The organism is Parabacteroides vesiculifaciens, from assembly GCF_049860805.1.
Lineage (GTDB): Bacteria > Bacteroidota > Bacteroidia > Bacteroidales > Tannerellaceae > Parabacteroides.
The window spans coordinates 3,378,146-3,404,159 of record NZ_CP187555.1 but is presented as its reverse complement, the minus strand read 5'-3'; the positions used below and the strand labels follow the sequence as shown (position 1 = coordinate 3,404,159).

General features: G+C 48.0%; 13 protein-coding genes. 1 reads left to right on the top strand and 12 read right to left on the bottom strand.

The window, feature by feature from the left end:
* Positions 1–297: 297 nt before the first annotated feature.
* From ACPYIV_RS13650 to ACPYIV_RS13630, 5 genes are all read right to left on the bottom strand, one after another.
* Positions 298–1,674, bottom strand: a complete 1,377-nt coding sequence (locus ACPYIV_RS13650; protein WP_425883505.1) for an NAD(P)/FAD-dependent oxidoreductase — start codon at positions 1,672–1,674, stop codon at positions 298–300.
* Between the two features lie 196 nt (positions 1,675–1,870).
* Positions 1,871–3,928 carry a triple tyrosine motif-containing protein gene (locus ACPYIV_RS13645; protein WP_425883503.1) on the bottom strand — a complete coding sequence of 686 codons (2,058 nt, stop codon included), beginning with the start codon at positions 3,926–3,928 and terminating at the stop codon, positions 1,871–1,873.
* 193 nt (positions 3,929–4,121) lie between these two features.
* Positions 4,122–7,340, bottom strand: a complete 3,219-nt coding sequence (gene carB / locus ACPYIV_RS13640; RefSeq protein WP_293734794.1) for a carbamoyl-phosphate synthase (glutamine-hydrolyzing) large subunit — start codon at positions 7,338–7,340, stop codon at positions 4,122–4,124.
* Positions 7,341–7,609: 269 nt separating this feature from the next.
* Complete coding sequence (locus tag ACPYIV_RS13635; protein WP_301704684.1) at positions 7,610–8,146, bottom strand: hypothetical protein; 537 nt, start codon at positions 8,144–8,146, stop codon at positions 7,610–7,612.
* 27 nt (positions 8,147–8,173) lie between these two features.
* The gene (locus tag ACPYIV_RS13630; protein ID WP_301704683.1) at positions 8,174–9,586 is read right to left on the bottom strand and encodes a C10 family peptidase; all 1,413 of its coding nucleotides are present in this window, start codon (positions 9,584–9,586) and stop codon (positions 8,174–8,176) included.
* Positions 9,587–9,981: 395 nt separating this feature from the next.
* On the opposite strand from ACPYIV_RS13630, the gene ACPYIV_RS13625 reads away from it, so the two are divergent.
* Positions 9,982–11,811 carry a heparinase II/III domain-containing protein gene (locus tag ACPYIV_RS13625; RefSeq protein ID WP_425883500.1) on the top strand — a complete coding sequence of 610 codons (1,830 nt, stop codon included), beginning with the start codon at positions 9,982–9,984 and terminating at the stop codon, positions 11,809–11,811.
* A 76-nt stretch (positions 11,812–11,887) separates the two neighbouring features.
* On the opposite strand, the gene ACPYIV_RS13620 is transcribed toward ACPYIV_RS13625, so the two are convergent.
* From ACPYIV_RS13620 to lepB, 7 genes are all read right to left on the bottom strand, one after another.
* Entirely contained in the window at positions 11,888–13,714 is a 1,827-nt protein-coding gene (locus ACPYIV_RS13620) for an O-antigen ligase family protein (RefSeq protein WP_425883498.1), read from the bottom strand.
* Between the two features lie 283 nt (positions 13,715–13,997).
* Entirely contained in the window at positions 13,998–17,270 is a 3,273-nt protein-coding gene (locus ACPYIV_RS13615; RefSeq protein WP_425883496.1) for an efflux RND transporter permease subunit, read from the bottom strand.
* Positions 17,271–17,438: 168 nt separating this feature from the next.
* Positions 17,439–18,884: a TolC family protein gene (locus ACPYIV_RS13610; protein WP_299362238.1), complete on the bottom strand. Its 1,446-nt coding sequence runs from the start codon at positions 18,882–18,884 to the stop codon at positions 17,439–17,441.
* A 61-nt stretch (positions 18,885–18,945) separates the two neighbouring features.
* On the bottom strand, positions 18,946–22,089 hold the full coding sequence (locus tag ACPYIV_RS13605) for an efflux RND transporter permease subunit (protein ID WP_425883494.1): 3,144 nt from the start codon (positions 22,087–22,089) through the stop codon (positions 18,946–18,948).
* A gap of 68 nt (positions 22,090–22,157) precedes the next feature.
* Positions 22,158–23,222 (bottom strand): efflux RND transporter periplasmic adaptor subunit, encoded by a 1,065-nt coding sequence (locus ACPYIV_RS13600; RefSeq protein WP_293733309.1) that lies wholly within the window; start codon positions 23,220–23,222, stop codon positions 22,158–22,160.
* A gap of 70 nt (positions 23,223–23,292) precedes the next feature.
* The gene (locus ACPYIV_RS13595; RefSeq protein ID WP_425883492.1) at positions 23,293–25,116 is read right to left on the bottom strand and encodes an O-antigen ligase family protein; all 1,824 of its coding nucleotides are present in this window, start codon (positions 25,114–25,116) and stop codon (positions 23,293–23,295) included.
* 13 nt (positions 25,117–25,129) lie between these two features.
* Positions 25,130–25,993, bottom strand: coding sequence for a signal peptidase I (gene lepB / locus ACPYIV_RS13590; protein WP_425883490.1), 864 nt, complete (start codon positions 25,991–25,993; stop codon positions 25,130–25,132).
* Positions 25,994–26,014: the final 21 nt, after the last annotated feature.

Genomic DNA, 26,014 nt, shown 5'->3' with positions numbered 1-26,014 from the left:
ATAATACTAAAGTATATTGAATGTTGCCTTTCCCCTGCGAAGGACGAAGGCAGACACAAAACAAGCCCCGGAGGTGTTCGACATCTCCGGGGCTTCGTTGTTGGTACGGTTGCTCTGGGACAGATTTAATTTGTCATAAAAGATCAATAGATAAGGTGTTTTACCATACCCTGATATCGAAGCAAGACGGAAACGTCATTCGAGGGATTCGGGAATAAAAAATCCCCCCGTACTCTTACAAGCGAGCCGGGGGGATTTTCAGTTTGGCATTTTTATTATAGGGAGTTGTTTAGGTTATCATGCCCAGCCGTTCAACATTCCGTAGAAATACATGGGTTTCAGGAAATAAACCTTCAACAGCCATGCAGCCCAGAGTTCCTTTGATGTGTCCATCATCGTGAACGGGAATGAGTTTTCTGCCTCTTTCTTGTAATTGAACTCGCACAAAAGAACGTGTCCATAGTCCGTTACAATCGGGCAGGCGGCATATCCGTCATATTTCTCTGCCGGCTCTTTGCCTTCCATCAGCGAAATCAGGTTTTTGGCAGCGATAGGCACCTGCTTGCGGATGGCGGCGGATGTCTTACTGGTCGGGATTCCGGCAACGTCACCTAAGGAAACGATATTCGGATAGGTCTTGTGCACCAGCGTTTCTTTGTCTACCATTACCCATGCATCGGCAGCCAGCTTGCCTTCCGTCCATCCCAGTCCGGCTTCTTTCACGAAGTCGGGAGCCGACATCGGCGGTGTGAAATGCAGGAAATCATAATCTTCTACAAACGGCGTGTAGACTTTCTGGTCGCCCACTGTTTCGATCTTCTCGAAATGTACCTGTTTGGCGGATGTATCCACTCCTTTGACCCGTACGTTCAGGTTGATAGGCACATTGCGTTCCTTATAGATTTCCAACAGGCGGGGAGTGAAGTAGGGAATATCATACAATTCCTTGGAAGCTGTATAGTAATTCAGATCTACCTTGTCACGTGTTCCCTGCTTACGGTTGTAATGTTCTGTCAACAGACAGATCTTTTTCGGTGCGCCGCCACATTTATGCTTCGTGTAGGTGTCGGTGAAGATTCCGCGTCCGCCTGTCTTGGAGAATTCCTGCAAGGCTTTCCAGGTCTTCTGTGCACCTTCATAGTCATAAATACTGTTGGCATTTCCTTGTCCTAACGTATCATGCGTGATACCTTCCACCTTTTCCCAGTTGATCTGGATTCCGGGGGTCAGGACCAGGAAGTCGTAAGCGATCTTACCGTTATTTTGAGTCGTTACCTGATTCCATACGGGATCGACGGCAGCAACAGAATCTTTAATCCATTTGATATCGCTGGGCATGCAGTCTTCCTGCTTTCTCCAGACGTCATCCGGCTGGTACACACCCGACGCGATCAGGGTGAAGCCCGGTTGATAAAACTGACGGTCACTGGGATCGATCAACGTGATATCCGGCTTATCCAGCCAACTCTTTAAACGGGCAGCCATACTAATACCGGCAGCACCTCCACCGATAATTACAATTTTACCTTTGGCATTGCTTGAAAATGCTTTTGCCTTTTGTGTACTTGCAGCGGTCAGTAAACCGGCCATTGCCATTAGTTTGAAAAAGTGGCGGCGATCGATACCTTTCTTCTCAAACGCCTTCAATTGATCTTCCAGTTCGTGTTTCATCATGTCTAAAAAATTAGATTTTGGTTACAAAGAAAGGATAATCCGGAAGGGTGTACAAAGAAAGGACTACTACATGGCTTGCGCAAGTGTTTTGAGAGGAAAGAAATACTACTACATTACTTTCTCATCTCCTTTTCTTCTATGTGTAATTGTTTAATATACAATTTGATATGGAGTATGCTTTTCTGAGAAAATATTTTTAGAAGCTCATTAGGAAATCGACCAGATTCGTATCTCCTTCCAGCTCCAAACGCTTTCTCAGGCGGTACCGGCGCAGCTCTACCGCCCGTACGGATACGTTCATGAGGGAGGCGATTTCCTTTGTGGAGAGATTCATGCGGAGCAGGCAGCAGATGCGAAGGTCACCTGTCGTAAGATCGCTGTATTGCTGTCTGAGGCGGTCCATGAAATTCTGGTGTGTGCTGTTGAAATAGCTTTCGAACAGCACCCAGTCCGCCTGGTTGTTCAAAGTTTCTTCCATTAAGGTCTTCATGCGGGTGTATAGTTTGTTCGGATACCGTTCACCCAACGTGTCTTTTTGTTTTTCCAGTTCCTCCAACAGGCTCTGGACGGCCTGGTTGCGCTTGACAAGGACCGTAGTCTGTAGTGTCAGTTCGTTGTTTTTGTTCTGCAACTCTGCTTCGAGCATCCGGTTTTTGATTACCTGCATTTGTTGCTGTTCGGCCTGCCGCTCGGCTTCGGCTCTTTCCTGCTCTTCCTTATGCAGGTTTTTCAGGTTGTAGCGGAGTACGCTCTGCACAAGGAACCAGACGATTGCAATGTAGACCAGCCATGCCCATACCGTGTTGTACCAGGGAGGGCGGACTTCGATGGACAATGTGAGTTCGGGATAGGGACCTTTGATAACGTACTTGCGGACTTTTAATTCATACTTTCCTTCCGGTAATTGCATGAAAGTGATTTTCCCGTCGTGCTGCCAGGCGGACCAATCCGATGATACTCCTTCGATCTTGTAGCTGATCTGATGGTTGGAGGTGAATATCGTGGTGCCTACCCAGGCATTGAATTCCTGGAAATCGTGCGGGAGAGAGATGCGTTGCGTATTGATCGGCAGATGATGTATGCCGGAAGCATCGATATATTCGAGTCCCGAAACCTTCAGGGAAGTATTGCCGAGGCTGTTTCCGATCAGTTCCCGGATATTGATCAATAAGGCCCCTTGCATGGCGGAGACCAAGACTAAGGAATCGTTTAAAGGGATGATCCGTTTGCCTCTTGTCACGAGATTCATATTGTAGTTGTCGAAGAGCAGGCGGCATTTCAATGTCCCGATACCGTCCGCCACATGAAACAGCCCGGCTTCGTTGCCGACGGAGAGCCAGTACAGGTCGTCACCGGCCGGATAGATAAGTTCGGCTTGGGCGAATATACCCAATGCTTCCGTGTCCCGGAATAATTGCTTGACGGTCGGTACGGGTACATTGTCGACCCTGAGATAGGGTTGCGCTTCGGCTTCCGTTACGGGGACGAAAGGGCTTGCGGCGCTCAGTGAGCGCTTGAAATAGCCGAGGTTGGTCTGGATATACAGTTCTTCGCCATCCAGCCCGGCATTCGCCAGTTTGCCGATCGCGCTTCTTTTCCCCAATAAGGTGATCGGGGGATCGAAAGAAATTTGTGATAATCCGTTATCGAGTGCTACCCAGATTTGTCGGGTGTCCTGTACGCAGATAAAGCGTACGATGTTGTCTTGTAGCTGGTTCTGCAGAGACAGATGTTGTAGGATAGTACCGTCGGAGGCCGTGATGTATAATCCTTGTGTCAGGGTGCCGATGAAAAAGAGGGTGCCGTTGGTAGCAAAGGCACTCGGATGTGCATCCTGTATTTCTTTCGGTAAAGTAAAAGGTATCTCAAGGGGTGGTGGAGTGAAACGGATTTCGGGTGGAACCGTGTTCAAAGGATGGTAGTGGAGGATTCCGTCCTTGTTGCGTGTCCAGCTTCCCAGCATCGTTTCGTTGCGGGTGTAGATCGTGTCGTTATAGTTCGTTACGCCGGTCACCTCTTCCTGTCCCGGCAGCGAATACAGTTTCCAGGTATTGCCGTCGAATGCAAGCAGGCCGGAGTTATTGGCGACATACAACATACCGTCCGGTGTCAGCGAAAAGCCCCAGTTCTGGCAACTCGCCTTATAATCGTCGACCGTATAGTTCTTAACAAATACATAGGGGATAGCTACTGACGCGCACACGGCATGTGCCGTGAACAGGAAGGAAATGAGGGTGATCAGTAGTCTATACATGGGTCTATTGAATAATAGGGAGGTGTCTCAAAATCTTCTTGTCCCCGCGCTTGGCGCGGGGCCGCAAAAGGACAGACCTTATCAATCAGATTTTTGTAGGGTCGGTTTTAATGCGATCCCGCGTCAAGCGCGGGAACAGGACAGTTTCGACACACCTCCCTGAATTGTGCTGCAAATATAATTAAATTCTTAATTATTTATATTCCTGCCAGCTCTTAATCTGGATGTCTTTTTCATCCATATTGCAGAAGGCGCCGATGAAAGCACTTGCCAGGCGGGCGTTGGTGATCAATGGGATGTTGTGATCGATCGCGGCACGACGGATCTTGTAGCCATTGGTCAGTTCGCGCTTACTGTGGTCCTTCGGGATGTTGACAACCAGTTCGAACACGTGCTGGCTGAACAGATCCATGATGTTCAGGTCGCCCTGTTCATCCGGCCAGCAGACTGTTATTGCGGGTATGCCGTTTTCATTAAGGAACTTAGCTGTTCCGGCAGTACCGTAGATCTGGTAACCTTTTGCTGCCAGCATATGGCACGGTTCCAACAGTTCGGCTTTGCTCTTGGCTGCACCGGAAGAAACCAGTACGTTCTTCTGCGGTATTCTGTTTCCGACGGCCATCATGGCAGAAAGCAATGCTTCGTCGAAGTCGTCGCCGATACAACCTACTTCGCCTGTCGAACTCATATCCACACCCAGTACAGGGTCGGCCTTGTGCAGGCGGGCGAATGAGAACTGTGACGCCTTGACTCCGATCCAGTCGATATCGAATGCGCTCTTGTCCGGTTTGGTGTAAGGAGCGTCGAGCATGATACGGGTAGCGGTCTCGATAAAGTTGCGTTTCAGCACTTTCGATACGAACGGGAAGCTACGGGATGCACGCAGGTTACATTCGATTACCTTCACATCGTTGTTCTTAGCCAGGAACTGGATATTGAACGGGCCGCTGATGTTCAGCTCTTTGGCGATCATCTTGCTGACCTTCTTGATGCGGCGGGCTGTCTCGAAATATATCTTTTGTGCCGGGAATACCAAAGTTGCGTCACCGGAGTGGACACCGGCAAACTCGATATGTTCGGAGATGGCATATTCAACCACTTCGCCGTTCATGGCTACTGCGTCGAACTCGATTTCTTTCGCTCCCTGCAGGAATTCGGAAACGACTACCGGATATTCTTTGGAAACCTTGGCTGCTAAGTTCAGGAATTCGATCATCTGTTCCTTGCTATGACATACGTTCATAGCAGCACCGGACAGTACGTAAGACGGACGGATCAGGATCGGGAAACCAACCTTTGCGATAAAGTCGTCGATCTCTTCCATGCTGGTCAGCTCGGCCCAACGCGGCTGGTCGATACCCAGTGTGTCCAGCATTGCAGAGAATTTATGGCGGTTCTCAGCACGGTCGATCGATAACGGCGAAGTTCCTAAGATAGGCACATTTTGACGGTGCAGCTTCATGGCGAGGTTGTTCGGGATCTGGCCGCCTACGGATACGATTACACCTTTCGGAAGTTCCAGGTCCATTACGTCGAGTACACGTTCGAACGAAAGTTCGTCGAAGTACAGGCGGTCGCACATGTCATAATCAGTGGAAACCGTTTCCGGGTTGTAGTTGATCATGATGGATTTGTAGCCTAACTTGCGGGCTGTCTGTGCGGCATTTACCGAACACCAGTCGAACTCTACGGACGAACCGATGCGGTAAGCTCCCGAACCTAAGATCACGACACTCTTGTCGTTCGGATAGTAAGAAATATCGTGTTGGCTGCCATCGTATGTCATATACAGGTAGTTCGTTAGTTCGGGATGTTCCGATGCGATCGTGTTGATACGTTTTACGCTCGGCAGGATACCCATCTTCTTACGCAGGTTGCGGACGCGGATGTTTTCCTTTTCCATATTGCCTTCCGGCTCTTCTACGTAGCGGGCGATCTGGAAGTCCGAGAATCCCAGGCGTTTTGCTTCTTTCAGCACATCTTCCGGCAGGTCTTCGATCTTATTGTAGGCAGACAATACTTTCGTATAGTCTACGATGTTTTTCAGTTTTTCCAGGAACCACGGGGTGATCTTGGACAGTTCATGGATGCGGTCTACCGTATAACCTTCTTCCAGCGCTTTGGCTACGGCGAAGATACGCAGGTCGGTCGGGTTGGCCAACGCATCGTCCAGATTGTCGAATTCCACGTCGTTATTGCCGACGAAACCGTGCATGCCCTGTCCGATCATACGCAGACCTTTCTGCATAATTTCCTCGAAGCTCTTACCGATCGACATGATCTCGCCGACAGACTTCATGCTCGAACCGATCAGACGGCTTACACCGACGAACTTGGTCAAGTCCCAACGCGGGATCTTCACGATCATGTAATCTACTTCCGGTGCTTTATAAGCGGAATTGGGAGTTCCCATCTCGCCGATTTCGTCGAGGCTGTAACCTAAAGCCAATTTGGCAGCCACGAATGCCAGCGGATAACCGCTCGCTTTGGATGCGAGTGCGGAAGAACGGCTCAGGCGGGCGTTTACTTCGATCACACGATAGTCGCAAGTCTCGGAGTTGAACGCATACTGGATGTTACATTCGCCTACGATGCCCAAGTGACGGATCGTTTTGGTCGAAAGTTCTTTCAACAGGTCCAGTTCCTTCTCTGTCAACGAGCAGGTAGGAGCGACAACGATACTTTCGCCGGTATGTACACCCAGCGGGTCCACATTTTCCATGCTTACGACCGTGAAGCAGTGGTCGTTCTTATCGCGGATTACTTCAAATTCGATTTCCTTCCAGCCTTTCAGCGATTCTTCTACCAATACCTGCGGGGAATAAGCGAAAGCGCTTTCTGCCAGCGTACGCAGTTCGGCTTCGTCCTTGCAGATACCGCTACCCATACCGCCCAATGCGTATGCCGAACGGATCATGACCGGGAAACCGATTTCGTAAGCAGCTTTTACGGCATCTTCCAGGTTTTCTACAGCGTGGCTGGCCGGAGTTTTTACTTCTATCTCGTTAAGTTTCTTTACAAACAGGTCGCGGTCTTCCGTGTACATGATTGCTTCGACCGAAGTTCCCAGTACCTTTACACCGTATTTGGCCAGTGTCCCGCTGGTATACAGCTCGGTTCCGCAGTTCAGGGCAGTTTGTCCGCCGAAAGCCAGCAGGATACCGTCCGGTTGTTCTTTTTTGATTACTTCTTCAACAAAGTAAGGAGTGATCGGCAGGAAATACACCTTGTCGGCTACCCCTTCTGATGTTTGAATGGTTGCAATGTTCGGATTGAGCAATACGGTGCTGATTCCTTCTTCTTTCAGCGCTTTCAATGCTTGTGAACCGGAATAGTCAAATTCTCCGGCCTGTCCGATCTTCAGGGCACCCGAGCCCAGAACAATTACCTTTTTGATACCACTTTTCGACATAGTAATTTGGGTTGTTTAATTATTGATTTTATAGTATGTTATTTACGTCTGTTGCTCATAAGGCACAAAAAAAATGCGTTAGTAAAAATAACTAACGCATCCTATATAACCAAATGAAAATCCTTTAAAATAAAGAAATGAGCCTCATTGTCCGACATATAACCGGAAAAGTACGCTGGATTATCCTTATGTGCTCTCTGTGTCATGAAACTCTATCTTCAAAATTTCGGCAAAGATAAAGATAAATCTTTAAATGTGCAATAGCTCAATCAGAATATGAATTGTACTCCTAACAACAGTCGGCGCCAATCAACGTCTACAATGAAATCGCCTTCGTTCCAGCAGGCTCCCTGATCTCTTCCGTAATGGTCTCCGCTATAGCCGATGTACCCGTAGTGAAGGATCAATCCTAATCGGTTGGTCAAAGCGAAAGTGCCTCCTAAAGTAAGTCCGACTTCTCCGTGTTCGTTTGATGGTGTTAAATTAGTCGAAGAAGCATAAGTTGTTTGAAGTTCTCCAAATAAACTAAGTCGTCTCTTACACCAATAATGGTATTGAGCATATCCGGTCAGATATAAAAAATTCGGTGATGCAGTTTCAATTTGCATTTTAATACCGACAGTCCATTTAGGATTGAATTTATATCCGATGGATGGTGCTATCATTGCAAACCGATCGGTTGAAGCGTTCCATTTGTATTGTCCGTATCCGGCACTTGCCTCTATGAAAAATCCCTTTTCTTTTAATTGCGCTTGTGTCGTTAAAACAGAAAAGAGACAGATTAAGGTAATAATGAATGTTCTCATACTGTGTCTAATTTGAATGATGTCGAATTATCGTGGATTGACGAAAAGATTTTTTCTATTATGATCAAAATTATATCCATTTACTTTTACGTTATTGTATGCGAACCAACCGTTTCCATCGCCATTTTTCCATCCCCAATTCATGTGATAAGAATGTCCTTCTGTACCGGTTCTTCCTGGGTAGTCTACTGATGGACCTCCAGGGCAACTATATCGGTAATTACCAGGAGTACCGGATCGATATTCCAAAAAGTAGATAGTTTCACTACCTGTGACTTGGCAGCCATCGCAAACCCATGCATGACCATCTTTAGGGAAAAATAAAAAATTGTCGCTTCCTTTCATGTAAACGGGGCGATTGTTGTTTAAAATTTCTCCCTTTACTTCTTCATCCTTAAAATCTGCTAATCGTGTGTTATATTGAAAAGTTCCGTCAAATGCTTTTTTTGCCATATTTATATTTGATCCAGAACCGTCCGATCCATAATCCATATCAACAGCCAAACCTATGTCATAAATTAATTTTTGAGTATCATATGTTGCATCTATGTTCGGAATGTTATTCCAATTATAACGTGTTGGGTATTGGTGGAATTTCATAATTTGAGCCATAGCAATAGCAACACATCCAGCAGGATACTTATTAGGACACAACTCGTTGTATGGAGCTTTTTGATGCCAATTTGTCTTTAACAGAGGGCCGACTTTCTGGTTTTTGTCGATATTTTTAATGCCCAATATAGTATATTCTATAGGTGAACCATATTGATTTGCTAAGGAACATAAGTTGTCATATATGTCTCCGCCTGCATAAGCGAAATCATAGGAAGAACATCTCGATAAAGGACGAAAATAAAAATCAGGGTATTGATCTCTTAACTCGCTAATGCGAGCTGCTAATACTTGATTTTCTTCTACACTACCTTGGGTTACCAATGTGGCATCAGTATTTTTTTGTTTTTCTTCATAATCATTCCACTGGAAATTTATTTGTGAAATGGTGTTTTTGTCCAAATCAGAACTGTGTTTGATAATGTGTTGGGTTTCTATCAGCCATTCATTATTTTTGAACGATTCAGCCTCAACATCCAAATTGTTCTCATCTGAATAAGCTAATATGGGATAGTAATTTTTCGTAGCACTGATAATTACGAACTTTTGATTCGTGTAATTTATCACATACATGAGTGGATGGTTGCTTTCATCCGATATTACATGAATATCTTGAATCTCTGCTCCATTAGAACGAGTCGATTTGCCGTGTTGAAATTTTCCGGCTACTGATATAGCTAATTCTTCAGATACAAAGGAGGAATTCTTTTTTAGTTGGTTAATTTTTGCATTAACATCATCTCCTTGCGGCTTGTTGTTCGGAATCTCATTGGTGCATGCAAATAGCAACCCCATTACGAGTAGTAAAGATAGGTTTTTCACGTTCATGTTTTTTAAATTTAGAAGTTTTATAATGTGTGCACAATATATAAAATAATGCCGAGTTTTTACAAGTATTGCAACAGAAAAATTACGATTTGTTTAAAGCTTCTTGTTTTTATCAAAATGTCACTACCATCCCGTCAAAATCGGATTACTATCGCATGTTTTTGGAATTACTATTGCTGGTAATATTCTTTAACGTTTCAAAATGTACTGTCTTGCCCCAATAAAGATGACGGAATGATACTTGACCAAGGCGGGTTTTGGGGCACGCATTGACGAAGTCTGGGAAGATATCTTTCATGGGGTCGCAATGCAGGGACGAAAGTGAGGAGTAATTTTTTGGCGCGGTTGTTCCGATTTTCTATCTTTACTGCGTTAATTCATTAATTCTGAAAGATATGAATAAGGTGTTTTTTCTCATTTTTACGTGCCTCCTTTTGTGTGCCGGAACACATCTGGCAGCCCAAGCGTTTGATTATAACCGGGTGACCGATCATCCCCGCCTGTTGATGAAGCAGGGGGAAGAGTTGAAGATACGGGAAAGCCTGAAAGATAATCTTGAAATGCAACGCGTCTATAACCAGATTGTCGGAGAGGCTGACCGGTTGCTGATCTGCCCGACGCTGACGTACAAGAAAGAAGGACGCCGTCTGCTGGCTGTCTCACGTGAGGCACTGAAGCGTATATTCGACCTCTCGTTCGTCTACCGGATGACCGGAGAAGATAAATACCGCCTGCGTGCCGAGCAGGAAATGGTGTCAGTATGCTCGTTCGGAGACTGGAACCCGTCTCATTTTCTGGATGTCGGCGAGATGACGATGGCGGTAGCGATCGGTTATGACTGGTTGTATGACGGGTTGGCGCCGGAGACTAAGGCGTTGGTGCGCGAGTCGATCCGGTTGAAAGGGTTCGCCCCGTCGAACGATGAAAAGTATAACTGGTTCCTGAAAGCGGGAAATAACTGGAACCAGGTTTGTAATACCGGACTGGTATATGGCGCCCTTGCCATTCTCGAGTCGGATGGTGAAGAGGCGGCCGCGGTTATCGAGCGGGCCATGTCGTCCGTACCTTTGTCAATGAAGGTGTATGCGCCTGATGGCAACTATCCCGAAGGGTATAACTACTGGGGGTATGGGACGAGTTTTAATGCCATGCTGATCGCAGCTTTGGAGTCGGCGTTCGGTTCGGACGGCGGCTTGTGCGAAACGGAAGGCTTTATGCCCTCTGCCCGTTTCATGCAGTATATGGCAGGGACGACCGGCCTCGCTTTTAACTTCAGCGATGCGCGCGAGACAACGCAGTCTTTCCCCGCAATGTTTTGGTTCGCTTCCAAATTGGACGATCCCTCTTTGTTGTGGAACGAGAAGATATTCCTTACACGCGGAGATACGCAGTTCACTGCCGAGGAAGAACGGTTTTTGCCTCTCATCCTGATCTACGGGACACGTTTCGATATGAAGAAGGTGACGCCGCCGGCCGCCAAAATCTGGACCGGCCATGGCAAAGTGCCGGTAGCCTTGGTTCGTACAGGATGGGATGAGGGAAAAGGTTTCTATGTAGGTATCAAAGGGGGGACGGCTTCTGCCAACCATGCCCATATGGATGCAGGTTCTTTCGTGTTCGAGGCTTTGGGGGTTCGTTGGGCACAGGACCTGGGCATGCAGGAGTATTATTCGCTCGAGAAGGAAAACGTGCGCCTGTGGAACGGCGACCAGGACGGGCAGCGTTGGGATGTGTTCCGTTATAATAATTTCGTTCATAATACTTTGACGGTGAATGGCGCGAAACATCAGGTAAAAGGCGAGGTGCCAATCCTCGAGACGTATACGAAGGATACCAAGTTAGGGGCTAACCTGGATATGACAACTCTGTTCGGCGGTGATCTGAAAAAGGCGACTCGTGAAGTCGTGCTTGTCAAAGAACAATATTTGCAGGTGACGGACCGTGTGCAGGCTGCCGGTAAGCCGGCTTCTGTCCGGTGGACGATGGTGACATCCGCCACGCCCAGGCAGATAGATTCCCATACCATGGAGCTGACGAAAGAGGGTAAGAAGTTGCATTTGATTATCGATAGTCCTTCCGCTGCAACTTTCTCGGTGATCGATAATGTCCCGTTGCATAGCTATGATGCTCCGAATCCCGGTTCTGTCCGGATTGTTTTTGATGCCGATGTGAAAGCGGGCCGGAAAGAAATATTGAAAGTGAGGTTGGTTCCGGTTATGGAGTAACATAATAATGTACCGATATGCCGTGCCGGAATAAAACGGGTGGATGGGCATATCGGTATACTTTGCTGACTATTTGCTACTTGTTATGATTCCGGCTCTTTATAATTTGGAGCATCTCCTTTTTCATCTCTTTCGTTATTTTATTCTGCGTACTTGGCTGGAAGGTAAGAAACTTTTTAGCAGCCTTCTGAAACTTGTCCGGATGGGAAAAAGAGGGATCTGCATATAATTTGGCAAGCAGGAAATAGGTATATCCTTTTTCGGGCAGGATTCGGCTGACTTCCAGCAGATAACTTTCCGCTTCCCGATATTGTTTGATCGCTTCTTTATTTTCTGCAATTGCATAATATAGCTCAGGGTCTGCACTTAGTTTTAAAGCCCTGTCCAACCACATGATGGCTATGTCGTGCTGTCCGGTTTTGCAGAAACATTCCGCTCCCTCATATAGAAAATCTGTCCGGTGGTATAACTGGATGAATAGGCCGGCATACCGGTTGGCAGCTTGTTCATAGGCCTGATTATGATATAAATCCTGGAGTGCCTTCCATTCCTTATATGTATAATAGGAATCTTTTTGTCCATAGAAAAGAATGCAAGTGAGAACGGCAGCGATGGCGCTGATATACGGAATGCTTCTCTGTTCCCTTTGTTTGTCGTGCTTCGGATTGGTTACACATATAACCGTCAGGAATAAGAGCAGGACCCAATAAGTCGGAAGTTGAAGCGGATAAGAATAGAGGGCGAAGATCCCGAGTGCCAGAATTCCGCCGGAGGCTCCTATCTGTCTGTGCTTGATCCCGTAATAGAGGGAAAAGGCCAGCCAGAAGATAAAGAGCAGCAAGCCTGCTATTCCTAACTCAAGTCCGATCTGCAGATATTCATTATAGGCATATAGAGGACAGATTGCGGTTCGCTTTTCTTTCGTAGATGCGATATCGGTCTTGAAGTAGGCAGATTGCTCTTTGGCGTATGTTGTTGGAAAGCCGCCTATACCCGTACCGGTTATCGGATGTCCCATAATTGCATGGGTTGTAATATTCCAGATCAAAAGCCGGCGGTCCCCAGCCTGGGCTTTTCGGATGTTTCCGGCCAGAATAATTGCCGTGACGATTACAAACAGGATTATTGAAGAAATGGCAAAAAGTTTGTTATGCCGTTGTATGGCCTCTTTCGTCTGCTTCCACCCGATCATTCTCATCCAGCAAACCCAGATGCCGGAAAGAATGGCGGCGATCCATACGGGCTCATTCGTGTTGAAGAACAAGGCGGTAATAATCAAAGTCGCTCCAAAAGCAGAGAAATAAAACAAGAATGTACGAGATTCCCACACTGCTGTCTTGTCACAATCCTTAAAGCGGAGTAAAGTGTTCAGGCAGACCGGAAAAATGATTGCGATATAACCGTAAAAGGGTTCCGGCTTCAACGATATCTCCAGTAATTTGAAGATCGGATGGGTGGAAGGGGCTGGGTTTATCGAATTGCCGATCCCCCAAATGGCTGGAACGATCCCGGTGAATATGATGATCGTAATGAAAAACGGCCGTAATTCCTGGTGTGCTTGTAAAGCTCCTCTAAGCATAAACCAGAGGGCGGCCAGTTGGGCTATGAAAAGGAAACGTTCCGGTTGAAGGTTTTCTTCTTTGTTGTAAGAAACTAATACAATACCGAATAGGAGCAACAATAGGACATCTGGTAATGAAAAAATAAAACGGCTTTTCTGTGTAGTAAATTCCATGAGCAGGACTCCACCGGCTAACAAGACAGATGTGAAATGAAACCAACAAACTCTTCCGGATAAAGTACCGTCGGCTAATTCCGGATTCATGGCGAAAATTATACACAATAGTAACATTCCGCTCGTTGCGAGCAGAAGTAATCTCAGATAACTAATAAAATTGTTCATAATCTGTTATATTAAAATGTGAAAAAAAACTCTGCGATCTGTGGGTAGAGAGGCAGAGACCTTCTCACAGCTTATCTGTCAGGCATTACCAAACGTATGGCAAAGGAATGGACCGAAGCAAGTATACCCTATTTAAACAGAAAGAGAAGCCTGTGTGTTTTCCTTTTAGGAAGGAAAGATTTCAACAGGCCTTAAGAGGTCGCAAAAGTATATTTTGCTTTATTGAAGAGTGGATGTTAGAGGTGACATTTTGTTGACAATGTATAAATGACAGGTAAATAGGTTAAGGCTTCTGCTGTTTTTTCAAAGTAAAAAGAGGAAGGTAGAGGAAGATTCCTAAAATAGACATGACAAGTCCACCGATGGTCCCGGCAGCCAGCGGGAACCAAAATGCTTCTTTATCCGGACCTAACATGAACGGGATAAAGCCCAGGATAGTGGAAACGACAGTTAAGAAAATGGGTGTGATTTTCGCATTCCAGGCTTTCAGATACGCTTTGTAGGGCGACATCAAGGGTTTGCGTAGCCGGATTTGGTTATATTCGTTCAGGATATAGATACTTGCATTGACAGTTATACCGCACAGCAGGACGAAGGAGGCGAACCCTCCCTGGTCGAAATTGAGTTTGAACCAGTAGAAAGTAAGGAATACACCGATATAAGAGATCGGTATCACGAAGATAACGGCCAACGGCTGTTTCAGTGAGTTGAACAGGATGCTGGTGGTAAAGAAGATAATGACAATGATCAGCAATAGCAAAAGGTATTGCTTGTTGTCTTTTTTATCCCAATACCAGTAAGCGCTATTCGATTTGGCTGTATAGCCCATCGGCAGTATGGCATTGATTTCTTTCAGGTCACGTTCCTGTATCTTGTTTCCCTGGTTGGACGCACCGATATACTCGTATTGCAGGCAGAGGCGGTATTGCTGGTTCACTTTGGCAACCTTCTGCGGCATCTGTCCTTTTTCGACGCTGGCGAGTTCGGCCAGTTTGTAAGGTTTGCCGTCGATCGTCTGGGGGACATACTGCATGCTCCATACATCATATTCCTGTGATTGGCGGGAAGAGAGTTTCAGCTTCTCCGTCTCCTCGTTCACGACAATCGTGCCGGTATAAATATCTTTTCCGAAAACCGGATTGATGGAGGCGAACAACTCGATCGGGCGTATGTCCTCCTGCGCCAGCCGGGCTTTGTTGAGGTTGAAGTAGAACTCCTGGTAATCGTCTTTCCACCATGAAAATTCCGAGTTGATCAGCACCTCCTTGATGCGGCGGTGGGTGAGTAGTTTTGCTTTCAGCTGTTCGGCCCACTCATACAGTTCGTCGTAGTTATAACCGTACATTTCGATGCGGAAAGAACCGGCACCTTCGCGTACATCGTTGCTGAATCCCTGATCTTGCAAGCCATAGACCTGCCAGCTACCGCCCCCTAATTCGAGCGCTTTGCTGATGATTTTGCTTTTCAGGGTATACGGGAAACCGCTCCGCTCGCTCTCTTTCGTGAAATAGATACGGATGCCGGCCTGGCGCGCACTGAAGACGTTAGTTTGGAACTGACGGATTTCTTTAAAGGTGCTGAGATAGGCTTCCATCCGGCCCATCAGGTTGTTCATTTGAGACAAGGTTGTTCCGTTCGGGAGCGATGCGCTGACAGACAGAACGGTTTCTTCGTTGCGGGTGAAGTAACTGCCTTCATATACTTTCTGAACAAATAAACGTAAGGTTCCGCCTAACGCCTTGTCCACAATCGGTTTGATCTTTTCCTTATATGTTTCGTTGGAGGCGAATTTATTATATTTCTCGATCAGCAGGGAGTCGGTTGCCGTGTAGACCTTTTTCTTGTCTTTCGTGTCGTATTCGATTTTCTCCGGCAACAGGAAAACCGGGATGCCGAATGCCAGTAGCAAAATGAAACACGTCAGTTTCTTCCATCCGCAAAGGAAATTGATCTGTCCTTGATAGTATCGGTTATAATAGACCGGGAAGCGTTTGAGAAAGCGGTTTGTCCCTTTCCTGATCCGGCTTCTCCATGTATTCTGCGTCTCTTTTGCGGGTGCTTTCTTTTTCCCGTTTTTCTTCCATTCCAGGTTCATCTTATCGATCAGGGCAGGAACCAGGAATAGTGCGATCATCAGGGAAACCCCTAAATTGATGATGACGACAGCTGCGAAATCCTGCAGGTTGAGGCGTATCTTTTCATCTAAGAAGAAGATGATGACCAGCGCGCCCATTGTTGTCAAGGTTGCTGTCAGTATGGACAAGATCGCCTTCCGGTTATGCCGGTTGCGGATATGTTCCGTCATGACGATCGTGTTGTCGATCACGAGGCTGAGCGAGATCGTGACCCCTGCCAGCGAATAAAGCTGCATTTCCAACCCCAGCAGATAGTAAAGAATCACCGCGATACAGAGGTTGATCGAGAGGCTGATGACGATCAGCAACAGATATTTGAGTTCCCGTGTGATCAGCAAGACAAAAATCAGCAGGATCAGGACGGTAAGTCCTGTGCGAATATAAATCTTGTTCAACTCGTCCTGGATAAATTCAGTCGCGTCATAGCTGGTGTGTATTTCATAACCGGGCGGAAGTAAGGACCGGATATGTTCCATTTCGGCTTTTACCTGTTTGGCAAGCTCCAACTGGTTCGCTGTCTCTTCGGCACGGATCGACAGATAGATGGAGTTCAGCCCGTTGATGCGGTAATAGCTCTGTGGCGCCTCTTCCTGGCGCGTCACTTTCAGCAGTTGGTCTAAGCGGATCAGCTTGCCGTCTTTGTTCAGGACGGTGATGAGTGACGGGTTGAACCCGTCTTTTTCATTTTCAGGAACCAGAGCGAGGCGTATCCATTGGCTGCTTTGTCCGCTTTTGTGTGAAGTCGCCAATTGGGTTTCCACATTCCCGGTCCCCAGGAATTCTTTTTGATAATACTGGCTGATGGCTTTCTGTATATCCGGGATGCTGATACCCAGCGTCACTAATTGCCGGCTGTCATATTCCAGTCGCCATTCCATCGGAGTGGCTCCGCTGACATCGATCCGGTAGATGCCGGGGATTCCGCTTAGGCGAGGTTTAATCTGGTCTTCGGCAAAACGTTGTATGAATATGGGAGTAGCCGCCGCATTGAGTGTGTAGCTCATGAACGGCCGTGCTTCCTTATCGTCCGGCCGGCTCATTTCCAGAACCGGATAGCTGAGGCCGTCCGGCAGGCTGGGCCATGTCTGGCGGATGATGGTGGACGCTTCGAAACGGGCGGCGTCGATATTGGTATGTTTGTCCAGTTCGAGCGTGACATATCCCCATCCGTTACCGGAAGTGGAATTGATCTCCTTGATCCCCTTGATACGTGCCAGCATCGCTTCGAGGCGCGAGGTTACCTCCATCTCTATCACGCGCGCCGAGTTGCCCGGCATGTTATAGCTGATGGTCAGCTGCGGCAACGTGCGCGATGGCGACAGTTTGATCGGCAGCAGCGGTATAAAGGCAATCCCTGCCAGCGCCACGCAAAGGAAGGTGACGATGATCGTGAAAGAGGATATTTTAGGAGATGCACTCATTATTCATTCTTTTTATAATCTGTTTCGATAGCCTGAAGTTGCAGCGACTGTCGCTGACGGGCGGCAGCGACCTTTGCAGCCGAAGCACAACGACAGTCGCTGACGGAGCACAGCGACCTCCGTTGCCGAGGCGCAGCGATGCCCGTTGCCGGGCAGCAACGACCACCGTTACAACCCGTTCTTATAATCGAACTCGTTCGAAAGGGAAACCCCTGTCTCGAAATCATGCAACGTCAGTTTACGAATCTTATAATAACTCAACCAGTAATTTTGCAAAGCCAGAATATAATTTCGTTGCGCCTCCTGCTGGCGGTTCAGCGAAAGGGTGAGGCTGTTGATATCCGCCTTTCCGATCATGAAGCGCTGCTTGGTTTCGCTGTAGGCAGTCTCTGCCAGGTCTACCGCTTCTTCGGCACTCCCGATCAGGGCCTGCTGGATATTGAAGTCGCCGACCGTCATAATCACGTCTTCTTCGACCGTCAACTCTTTTTGTTTGGCGGATGTCTCCGTGACAAGCAAGTTGTTCTTGGCAATATTATGTTTCCCTTTTCGCACGCCCCAGTCCACCAATGGGATCGAAACGGACAAAGAGACGATTTCCTGCTGTTGCAGATTTTTGTAGGCATCCTGTATGTTCTTGGACACCTGGTTGAAGCCGACACTGGCGTTGATCTTGGCATTAAACATGGCTTCTTTCTTTGTTTTGTCTACCTGTTGTTGAGCTTCCAGCACTTGCTGTTTCAGGTCGAGGAAAGTCGGATTGTTTTCACGCGCCAGTTCGAGCGCCTTGTCGACTGAAATTTCCATGTTGCGCGGGCGGCTCGGAAGACGCAAGCGGATTTCCGTATTCTTGTCGAAGTTCAGGTAGGATGCCAGGCTGAACATAGCACGTTTCAGGGCGATTTCCGCATTCTTTAATGTATTGCGGGCGTTCACGGCATCTAATTTCAAAGTCAGCAGGTCTGCCTGGCTGATAGAAGCGATCTTGTGGCGTTCCTGTCCCGTACGGTACAGGGTGTCGGTAGTCGAGACGTTATCTTTTGCCAGGTCATATTCTACCTGTGCCATTGCCAGGGCGAAGAAATAGGTAGTAGCTTGCTCGCTCATCTGCTCCACATTATAAAGCAGTTCTTTCTTTACTTTCTCATATTTCAACGGTTCTATTTTCCGTTCCCACTTGAAAGCGTTATAACCTAACAGATCTTGCTGATAGCCGAGACGGATGGGGACGGATGAGAATTGGTTATAGGTCTCGTCACCGAAATAACGCATATAGTCCAGATCCGTATCCAAATAGAACGTACCGCCCAAAAGGTCGAAATTCTGTTCTATTTCCAGTTGGCCACCCGCATAAAACCGTTGTTGCTTTCTATAAACATCGATATCGGCTTCCGAGTCGTATCGTTGGGTGAAATAGCGCTGATATTGCGCCGGTGTCAGATTCAGGGTAAGACTCGGCAGGCGGCCGGCCTTGTAGGTCCGGTATTCCCAGTATCCGGCCAGATACATGTTTTTGTACCGGAAAGCGTCCAGCGAACTGTCCGCCGCCAGCGTGATGGTCCGGTCCAGCGTCAGCGTGAGTTGTGCCTTCCCCCCGAACACGCATGCAAGCATCAACAACGTGATGATATATCTATAAATGAATTTCCTGTCCATAGCTTCCAATTTTCAAATTTCAACTTTCAATTTTCAATTTCCCAACGTCATGTTTGCGATAAATAAACCAATATATCAGCGGTATGACGAAAAGGCTGACTGCCGTACCGATCAGCATCGCCGAGATCATGGCGATGGAGAGCGGTTTTTGCAGTTCGCTACCCATATCGAATGTGAAAAGTAGCGGAACCATTCCGAATATGGTCGTTAACGACGTCATGATGATAGGACGCAGGCGTCGCCGTCCGGCCTCGTGTATGGCTTCCATAAGCGGGACTCCCTCTTTCCGAAGCTCGTTGATGGCATCTAACTTCAGGATGGAGTCGTTGATGATGATACCGCAGGTTACGACAATACCGATGGCACTCATCAGGTTCATGGTATGTCCGCATATCCATAGCACCAGCAGGGAGGCTGCCACGTCGATGGGTATTTCAAGCAACACGATCAGCGGTTGCAGGAAACTTTCGAACTGGGCTGCCAGGATGAAATACATCAGCAGGATCGAAATAAACAGGATCACGACCAGTTCGTCCAGCATCTGCCGGTTGGAGAAGAAGCTACCCGAAAAGTCGATGTCCCAATCGGCCTTGACCTCTTTTTTAACACCTTCCATCAACTGCTCCGCATTGTCTACATCGTAGAAACTGAACGGAATATATTCTCCGTTCTTTCCCGCCGTGATCGTTTTCAGGTCTTCACCCGGGGTGACACGCACCAGCGATTGCAACGGGATATATCGTACATTTCCCTCCGCGTCGGCGACTGTATTCACCAATGTTTTCTGCAACACCTCGTTTACCGTTTGTTCATCCCCAGCCAGTGTGATCGGCAGATATTGCTGGTAGGAGCGGAGAGTCGCTACTTCATTTTCTTTGAATGCCGTCTTCAGCAACCGGTACACTTCGTTGTAGTCGACATTGTAAAGCAAGAGTTTCTGTCGGTCTATCGTGATGTTCAACTGGTTGTCAAAAGCAATGCCGACAGGTGTATGGCCCGTCCGGGTTCCTATCTGCTGTTCTGTCTTGCGCAGGACGGAGGCTTCCGGTGCTTCGGATTTATTACGGGTGTACAGTTCGGCGACGATATCGGCTTCGCCCGTCACAAACAGTTTTTCAAATACTGTTTCGGGAGGGGAGAAGGAGATTACAGCCATCGGATAATGTAGCCGGATCCATTCTTCGACCGATTTTTGCAAAGGTGCGATTCCGGCCGGTTTCTCCGTCTTGAAATACAGTTCGCTTTCAGAAACCGACATTTCGCGGTCACGGTTCAACAGGAATTGCTGCTGGCCGATGTAGGCCGTGTGTTCTTTCACCTGATCGTCGATTGAAGAAAACAATCGGTTAGTGCGAGTCCGGTTTTCGTCGATGTGGATGTTTTCGTTCCATTCGACATGGGCGATCAGTTCATTCTGGTCGATCTCCGGCATACGGCTCTTCGGTATTTCGTAGAACAGGAAAGCGCAAAGCGGGAGCGTGATGGCTACGCAAACCAATGAAGCTGTTTTGTGGCGGAATATGAAATCGACCCCTGCATCGTAGAAGCGGTCCAGTGTATGTTCTTTCACCAGATTGTTGATCCGCATATTGAATCCCTTGTGTTTGATGTCCGGAATGCTGTATACCAGTTTGTAAAGTACCGGCAGCAACATGATCCCCGTGAAATAGGAAACCATCAGCCCCACGGTAACGGCAAATGCCTGGTCGAAGAAGATCGCTCCTGCAATTCCGCTCATGAACACCAACGGGACGAATACGGCAATCGTCGTGAAGGTGGAACTCAGCATCGGGGTGATTACCTCGGTCGTCCCTTTGTTGCAAGCTTCTTCCAGCGAATCCCCGCGCGCCCTGTACTGGGTGATGTTTTCCGTTACGATGATCGAACTGTCGATCATCATACCCAAAGCTAAGATCATACCGGAGATAGAGATGATATTCAGTGACATCTTACAGAGATAGAAGAACAGGAAGCTGATGACCAAACTCACCACCATACTCAATCCGATTACTGCCGGGCTCTTGATATCCCCTAAGAAAAGGATGGCCACGATACAGATGAAAAGGAATCCCAGCGACAGGTTCTGCTTCAGGTTCGAGATGGTATAATCCAATAGTTCCGTCTGGTTACGGCTGATGCTGAAATCGATGTCCGGATAGACGGATGCGAAATAATCGGTAACCTCCTGCAACGCTTCCTTCATGTTGTCCATATTTTCATCCGCCTGCTTGATTACAGCCAATGTTACGGCCCGTTTACCGTTGGAAAGGGAAGCCCCGGTCTCTTTCTCCGGTACGACAGAGATGCGTGCCAGGTCTTTCAGTTGGAAGATATGGTTGTTTTTTCGGATATAAATATTCTCGACATCTTCGGGTGTGCGCAGCAACGTCGAGAACTTGATGTTATACTCGTAGTAACCGTCGCGTACGGTCATGCTGCCCGGTTCGATATTGTTGGATGTCAGCGCCGCTTCGAGGTCGTCGAGCGTGATCTCCGACATTTTCAGCAGCTTCATGTCCGGGACGATCTGCAACTGCCGTTTCAGCACTCCCGTCACATCCACCATCGCCACTTCGGGCAGCTGTTCGATCCGGCGTTTGATCACCGTTTCGGCAAACTGGCAAAGGTCGAGGAATGCGTTTTCGTTTTCCAGTTGAGAGTTGAAAGTTGAAAGTTGAGAGTTGCTTTGTGTAGCCGTTTCACTTTCACCTTTCACCTTTCCACTTTCACCTTTTAAAGTCAGGTTCAGGCAGAACACCGGAATGTCGGTGGCACTGGCCTTGATTACCCGCGGGCGTTCTACTTCACGCGGCAGGTAGTTCATGGCCGCGTCTATCTTTTCATTGACTTCGATGAAAGCCAGGTCCGTATTCGTCCCGAAATCGAAGTTAAGGCGTATGATGGCAGCTCCGTCGCGTGTCTCACTATGGATATCACGCAGGCTGGCAACTTGCATCAACTGCTGGCGGATGGTTTTTACTACCGTGTTTTCCAGTTCGCGTGCCGAAGTGTTCTGGCCGGACACCTGTACGGTGATCTCCGGGATTGCAATATCCGGCAACAACGACACAGGAATGGTGAAGTAGGTAACCAATCCCACGATAAAGCAAGCCGTGAAAGCCATCAATACCGCGATAGGGCGTTGTAGTAAAAACTTTATCATGTATTAGAACTATGATTTATAAATTATGATTTGTGATTTATGATTTATGAATTGTCAATTGTCCATTGTCAATTTTCAATTACCTTGACCGGCGCTTCGTGAGCCAGGTTGATGTTGCCGCTTGTGATCACGGTATCTCCTTCTTTCAGTCCGTCAATTATCGTGTAGCTGTCAGCATTTTCCAAACCTGTATGTACATAGTTCCAGTATGCTTTATCTTCCGTTAATGTGAATACGACCTGTTTGCCGGAGCGGAGTACGACAGCGCTTTTCGGAACGACCAACTGCTTGCCCAGCGAACGGTGGATGCTCACGCGTACATTCATACCTTCGAACAACTTGCCTTTATCGCTTACGGCCGCTTTCACCTGCACCATACCGTCTTTGTCCACTAACGGGTTTATCTCGGAAATACGTCCGTCAGCCATGACGTCCGACAAGGCGAAGGGAGCTACCTCTACGCGGTCGCCCGTCTTAATAAGCGGCAGTTCGCTTTCCAAAACCGTGAAAGCGGCTTCCAACGTGCGTGTATCGATAATGGAGCAGAAAACATCCGAGGTCGAAGCGGTGTTGAATTGTTTGGCGAACAGGTTTGCTACAATGCCGTCGAAAGGGGCGGTCAGGACTGCATTGCGCTGTTCATATTCGGCGAGTTGATAGGAGATCAAAGCTTGGTCGTATCCGCTTTTTACCCGGACTAACTGCATGGTTGCGGGCGGTACTTTCGTGGAGTCTTCCAGTTTGTAGCCCTGTCCGATCAGTACGTCCTGCAGTTCCAGTTTGGCGCGTTCGAGTGCATCTTTAGCCTGTGCCGTCTTGTTGGCAAGGCGGAAGGTGGAGAGCTCAGCGAGCTTTTGCCCTTTCGTCACGCGATCGCCGTTCTTCACATAGATCTTGGCGATCGGTTCTGCCGATTCGAATTTCAGGTCGACAAAGTTCCGGGCAGACAGTTTGCCGTTGCTGATCAGTTCGTGGTTGAAATCAGTAATATTCAGCTTCATCACCGTCACTTCGTTTGTTTCATCCGGCAGAACGGTTTCTACGCTTTCTTCGGTTCCTTTTTCTTTCTTTTCACCGGAGCAAGCCATCATCCCGGCCAGAATCAGTATCGCAAACAATTTGTAGTATTTCATATCTTATCGTTTTATCAAAGTTGTCATTTCGCAAATATACAAACATATTTTAGTTACGAGCCTTTCGTAATTACTTTTTTTCTAATATCTTTTTTATTTCTCCTCTCATTTCCCGAATTGCGGGGCTTTCGACCTTCGGTTCTTTAGCCAGTACAGCTTCGGTGGCAACCCGGAATTTATCCGCCTGGTAGAATGCCGGCTCTGCGTATAGCTTGGCTAACAGATAGTAAGGATACAATCTTTCCGGCAGTATTTCGATGGCATGAAGCAGTTCCCTTTCCGCTTCCCGGTAGTCACCGAGCGCCTGCCGGTTCTTAGCGATCATGTACCGGATCATCGGATCTCCGCTTAGCCGCTTCGCCCGTTCCAACGCCCGTATCGCCTCCGTGTATTGTCCCGTCTTGCTGAGGCATTGCGCCTCTTCAAACAAAAATTCCGGTTTATGCTTCAACTTGTCATGCAAGCCGTGATAATCTTCCGCAACCGATTCATACGCCTTGTTGTTGTAGATCATCTGTATCCGCCCCCACCGTTTATACGCCTCATATTGCCCTTTCTGCAAGATGAACAGGCAGACGGAGGCAAGCGACAACAGGCTGATTATAGTAATAGGACACACGGATGAAACAGACAAGGCGGATGATCGTGTCAGCGTGCCGCCTTTCGTCACGCTGATCGCCCCCAAAAACACCAGTGCCACCCAAAACGACGGCAACTGCAACGGATAGGACGATACTGCGAACACCGCTAACGCCAACACGCCACCGGCCGCTCCATGTTGCCTGTTCCGGATCCCATAATACACTATGCTCCCCAACCATGCCACGAACACGATCAAACCTCCGATCCCCTGTTCCAGCCCGACCTGCAGGTATTCGTTGAAGGCATATTCGGGGCATCCGGCTACCCGTTTCTCTTTCTCGGTCGCCTTTCCGGACTTGAAATACTCCGCCTGCGCTTCCGCGTAAGCCTCCGGAAAACCTCCTAACCCCGTTCCCGTAACCGGATGTCCGGCTATCGCTTTCCCTGTCACTTTCCACATCAGCAATCGCCCGTCCGCCGAATCCCGCTTCATCCCGTATCCCCCGGCAATAGCGCATCCCGCCAATATCGCCACAATCACAATAAAAGGAATTGTAGCATTCTTATACCTTATATATACAGCTTTCGTTTTTCTCCATCCGATCCGTTCCGCCCAGTACACCCATCCGCAAGCCACGACCGCCGCCATCCAGGCCGACCGGCTCATCCCGGCAGGCAAAACAAGCAGGATAGCTCCGACACATATCCAAGCAAAATAGTGCATCCCCTTTTGAAACTTCAAGGCAGCCCACAGGCAAACCGGCAGTATAACCGCCAGATATCCGGAGTAGGGCCCCGGATTAAAGAAAGAGCCCGTCAGCCGGAAAAGCGAATGGTTGGAATAACTATAACCATGTAGTTGCAGCATTCCCCAGACGGCTTCGATCAGGGCGGTGAGCATCAGTACAAACAGGAAAAAGAATTTCAAGAAAGGAGCTTCTGCCAGCCAATAGCGCAACAGGAACCATAATACAACCAATTGCCCGGCGAAAAGCAATTTCGCGGGTTCGGGATCGAGTAGCCAGTCGTATGTTGCAAGCGTGATCCCGGCAAACAAAAGCAACAGTCCATCCGGCAGCGCAAGCGAAATGCCCTTCCTCTCGCCGAACCATGCCGTTGCGGCTGTCCCGATCGCCATCAACGCCATCGACAGTTGGAACCAGAACACTTTTCCCATCACGATGCCGTTCGCCAACGCGCTGTCGCCGACAAGCGGCGTGGCGATCAGCATCGCCCCGAAAACGGATGCCAGTGCAATTCGGATTCCATGCCTATGCAGTTTGAGTTCCATGCCAGTGTATTTTATTTTCATACCCATCTGTTTTTTATTCGATCTTTTTGAGGAACCGGTCCCATCGGAACTTGCCGGTGTATGGATCGACCGATTTCCAGATAAACGTCGCCTTGCCGACGATATATTCTTCCGGCAATAAGCCCCAATAACGGGAATCCTGCGAGTTCATACCTTTGTCGCCTGCCATGAAATAATAGTTTTTTTGAAAATGATATTCCTGCATCGGTTTACCGTTCAGATAGGCCGTTGAATCCCTGTATTCTATTTCTGTTTTTTGCTCCCATGCGATCAACTTGCGATATAAAGCATAGTTGGTACGGTCCATTTTGATCCGATCGCCGGCTTTAGGAATATAAAGCGGCCCGAAATTCCGGATGTTCCAGCCGACAGCGGAGTCGAACGGGAATGCCTTGTAAATACCATCGGCGAACCCTTCCGGTGGCGTCTGCCCGATCCGATCCTGCGAGTCGAGGTTTCCGAGCGGTTCACTCACGCCGTTTATCCGGAACCTTCCGTTCCGGATGGAAAGCGTGTCGCCCGGCAAACCGATACAGCGTTTGATGTAATATTTCAGGATGTGCATCTCGATCTTGTCCCAGCCGTTCGGGTGCGGGAAGTTAAAGACCAGCACATCGCCCCGCCTTACTCTCCGAAATCCCGGTACGCGGTGTATCGCGGTCTGTTCCAGCCGCAGCGTCGCGTTGAGGTCGAACAACCGTGCGCCAAGCGTCGGTTTCCAGACCGCCACAAAGTCCCCTTCCGTCAGTTCCGGCTCCATCGAGTCGCTCGGGATGCGGAAGGAGGCGAGGAGGAAGACTTGGCAAAAGAACCATAAAGTAATGAATGTGAAAATAGTCAGGGCCAAATTCACACCCCAATTTAGTATGTTATTCATATACTTCATTGCCCTGTTCTA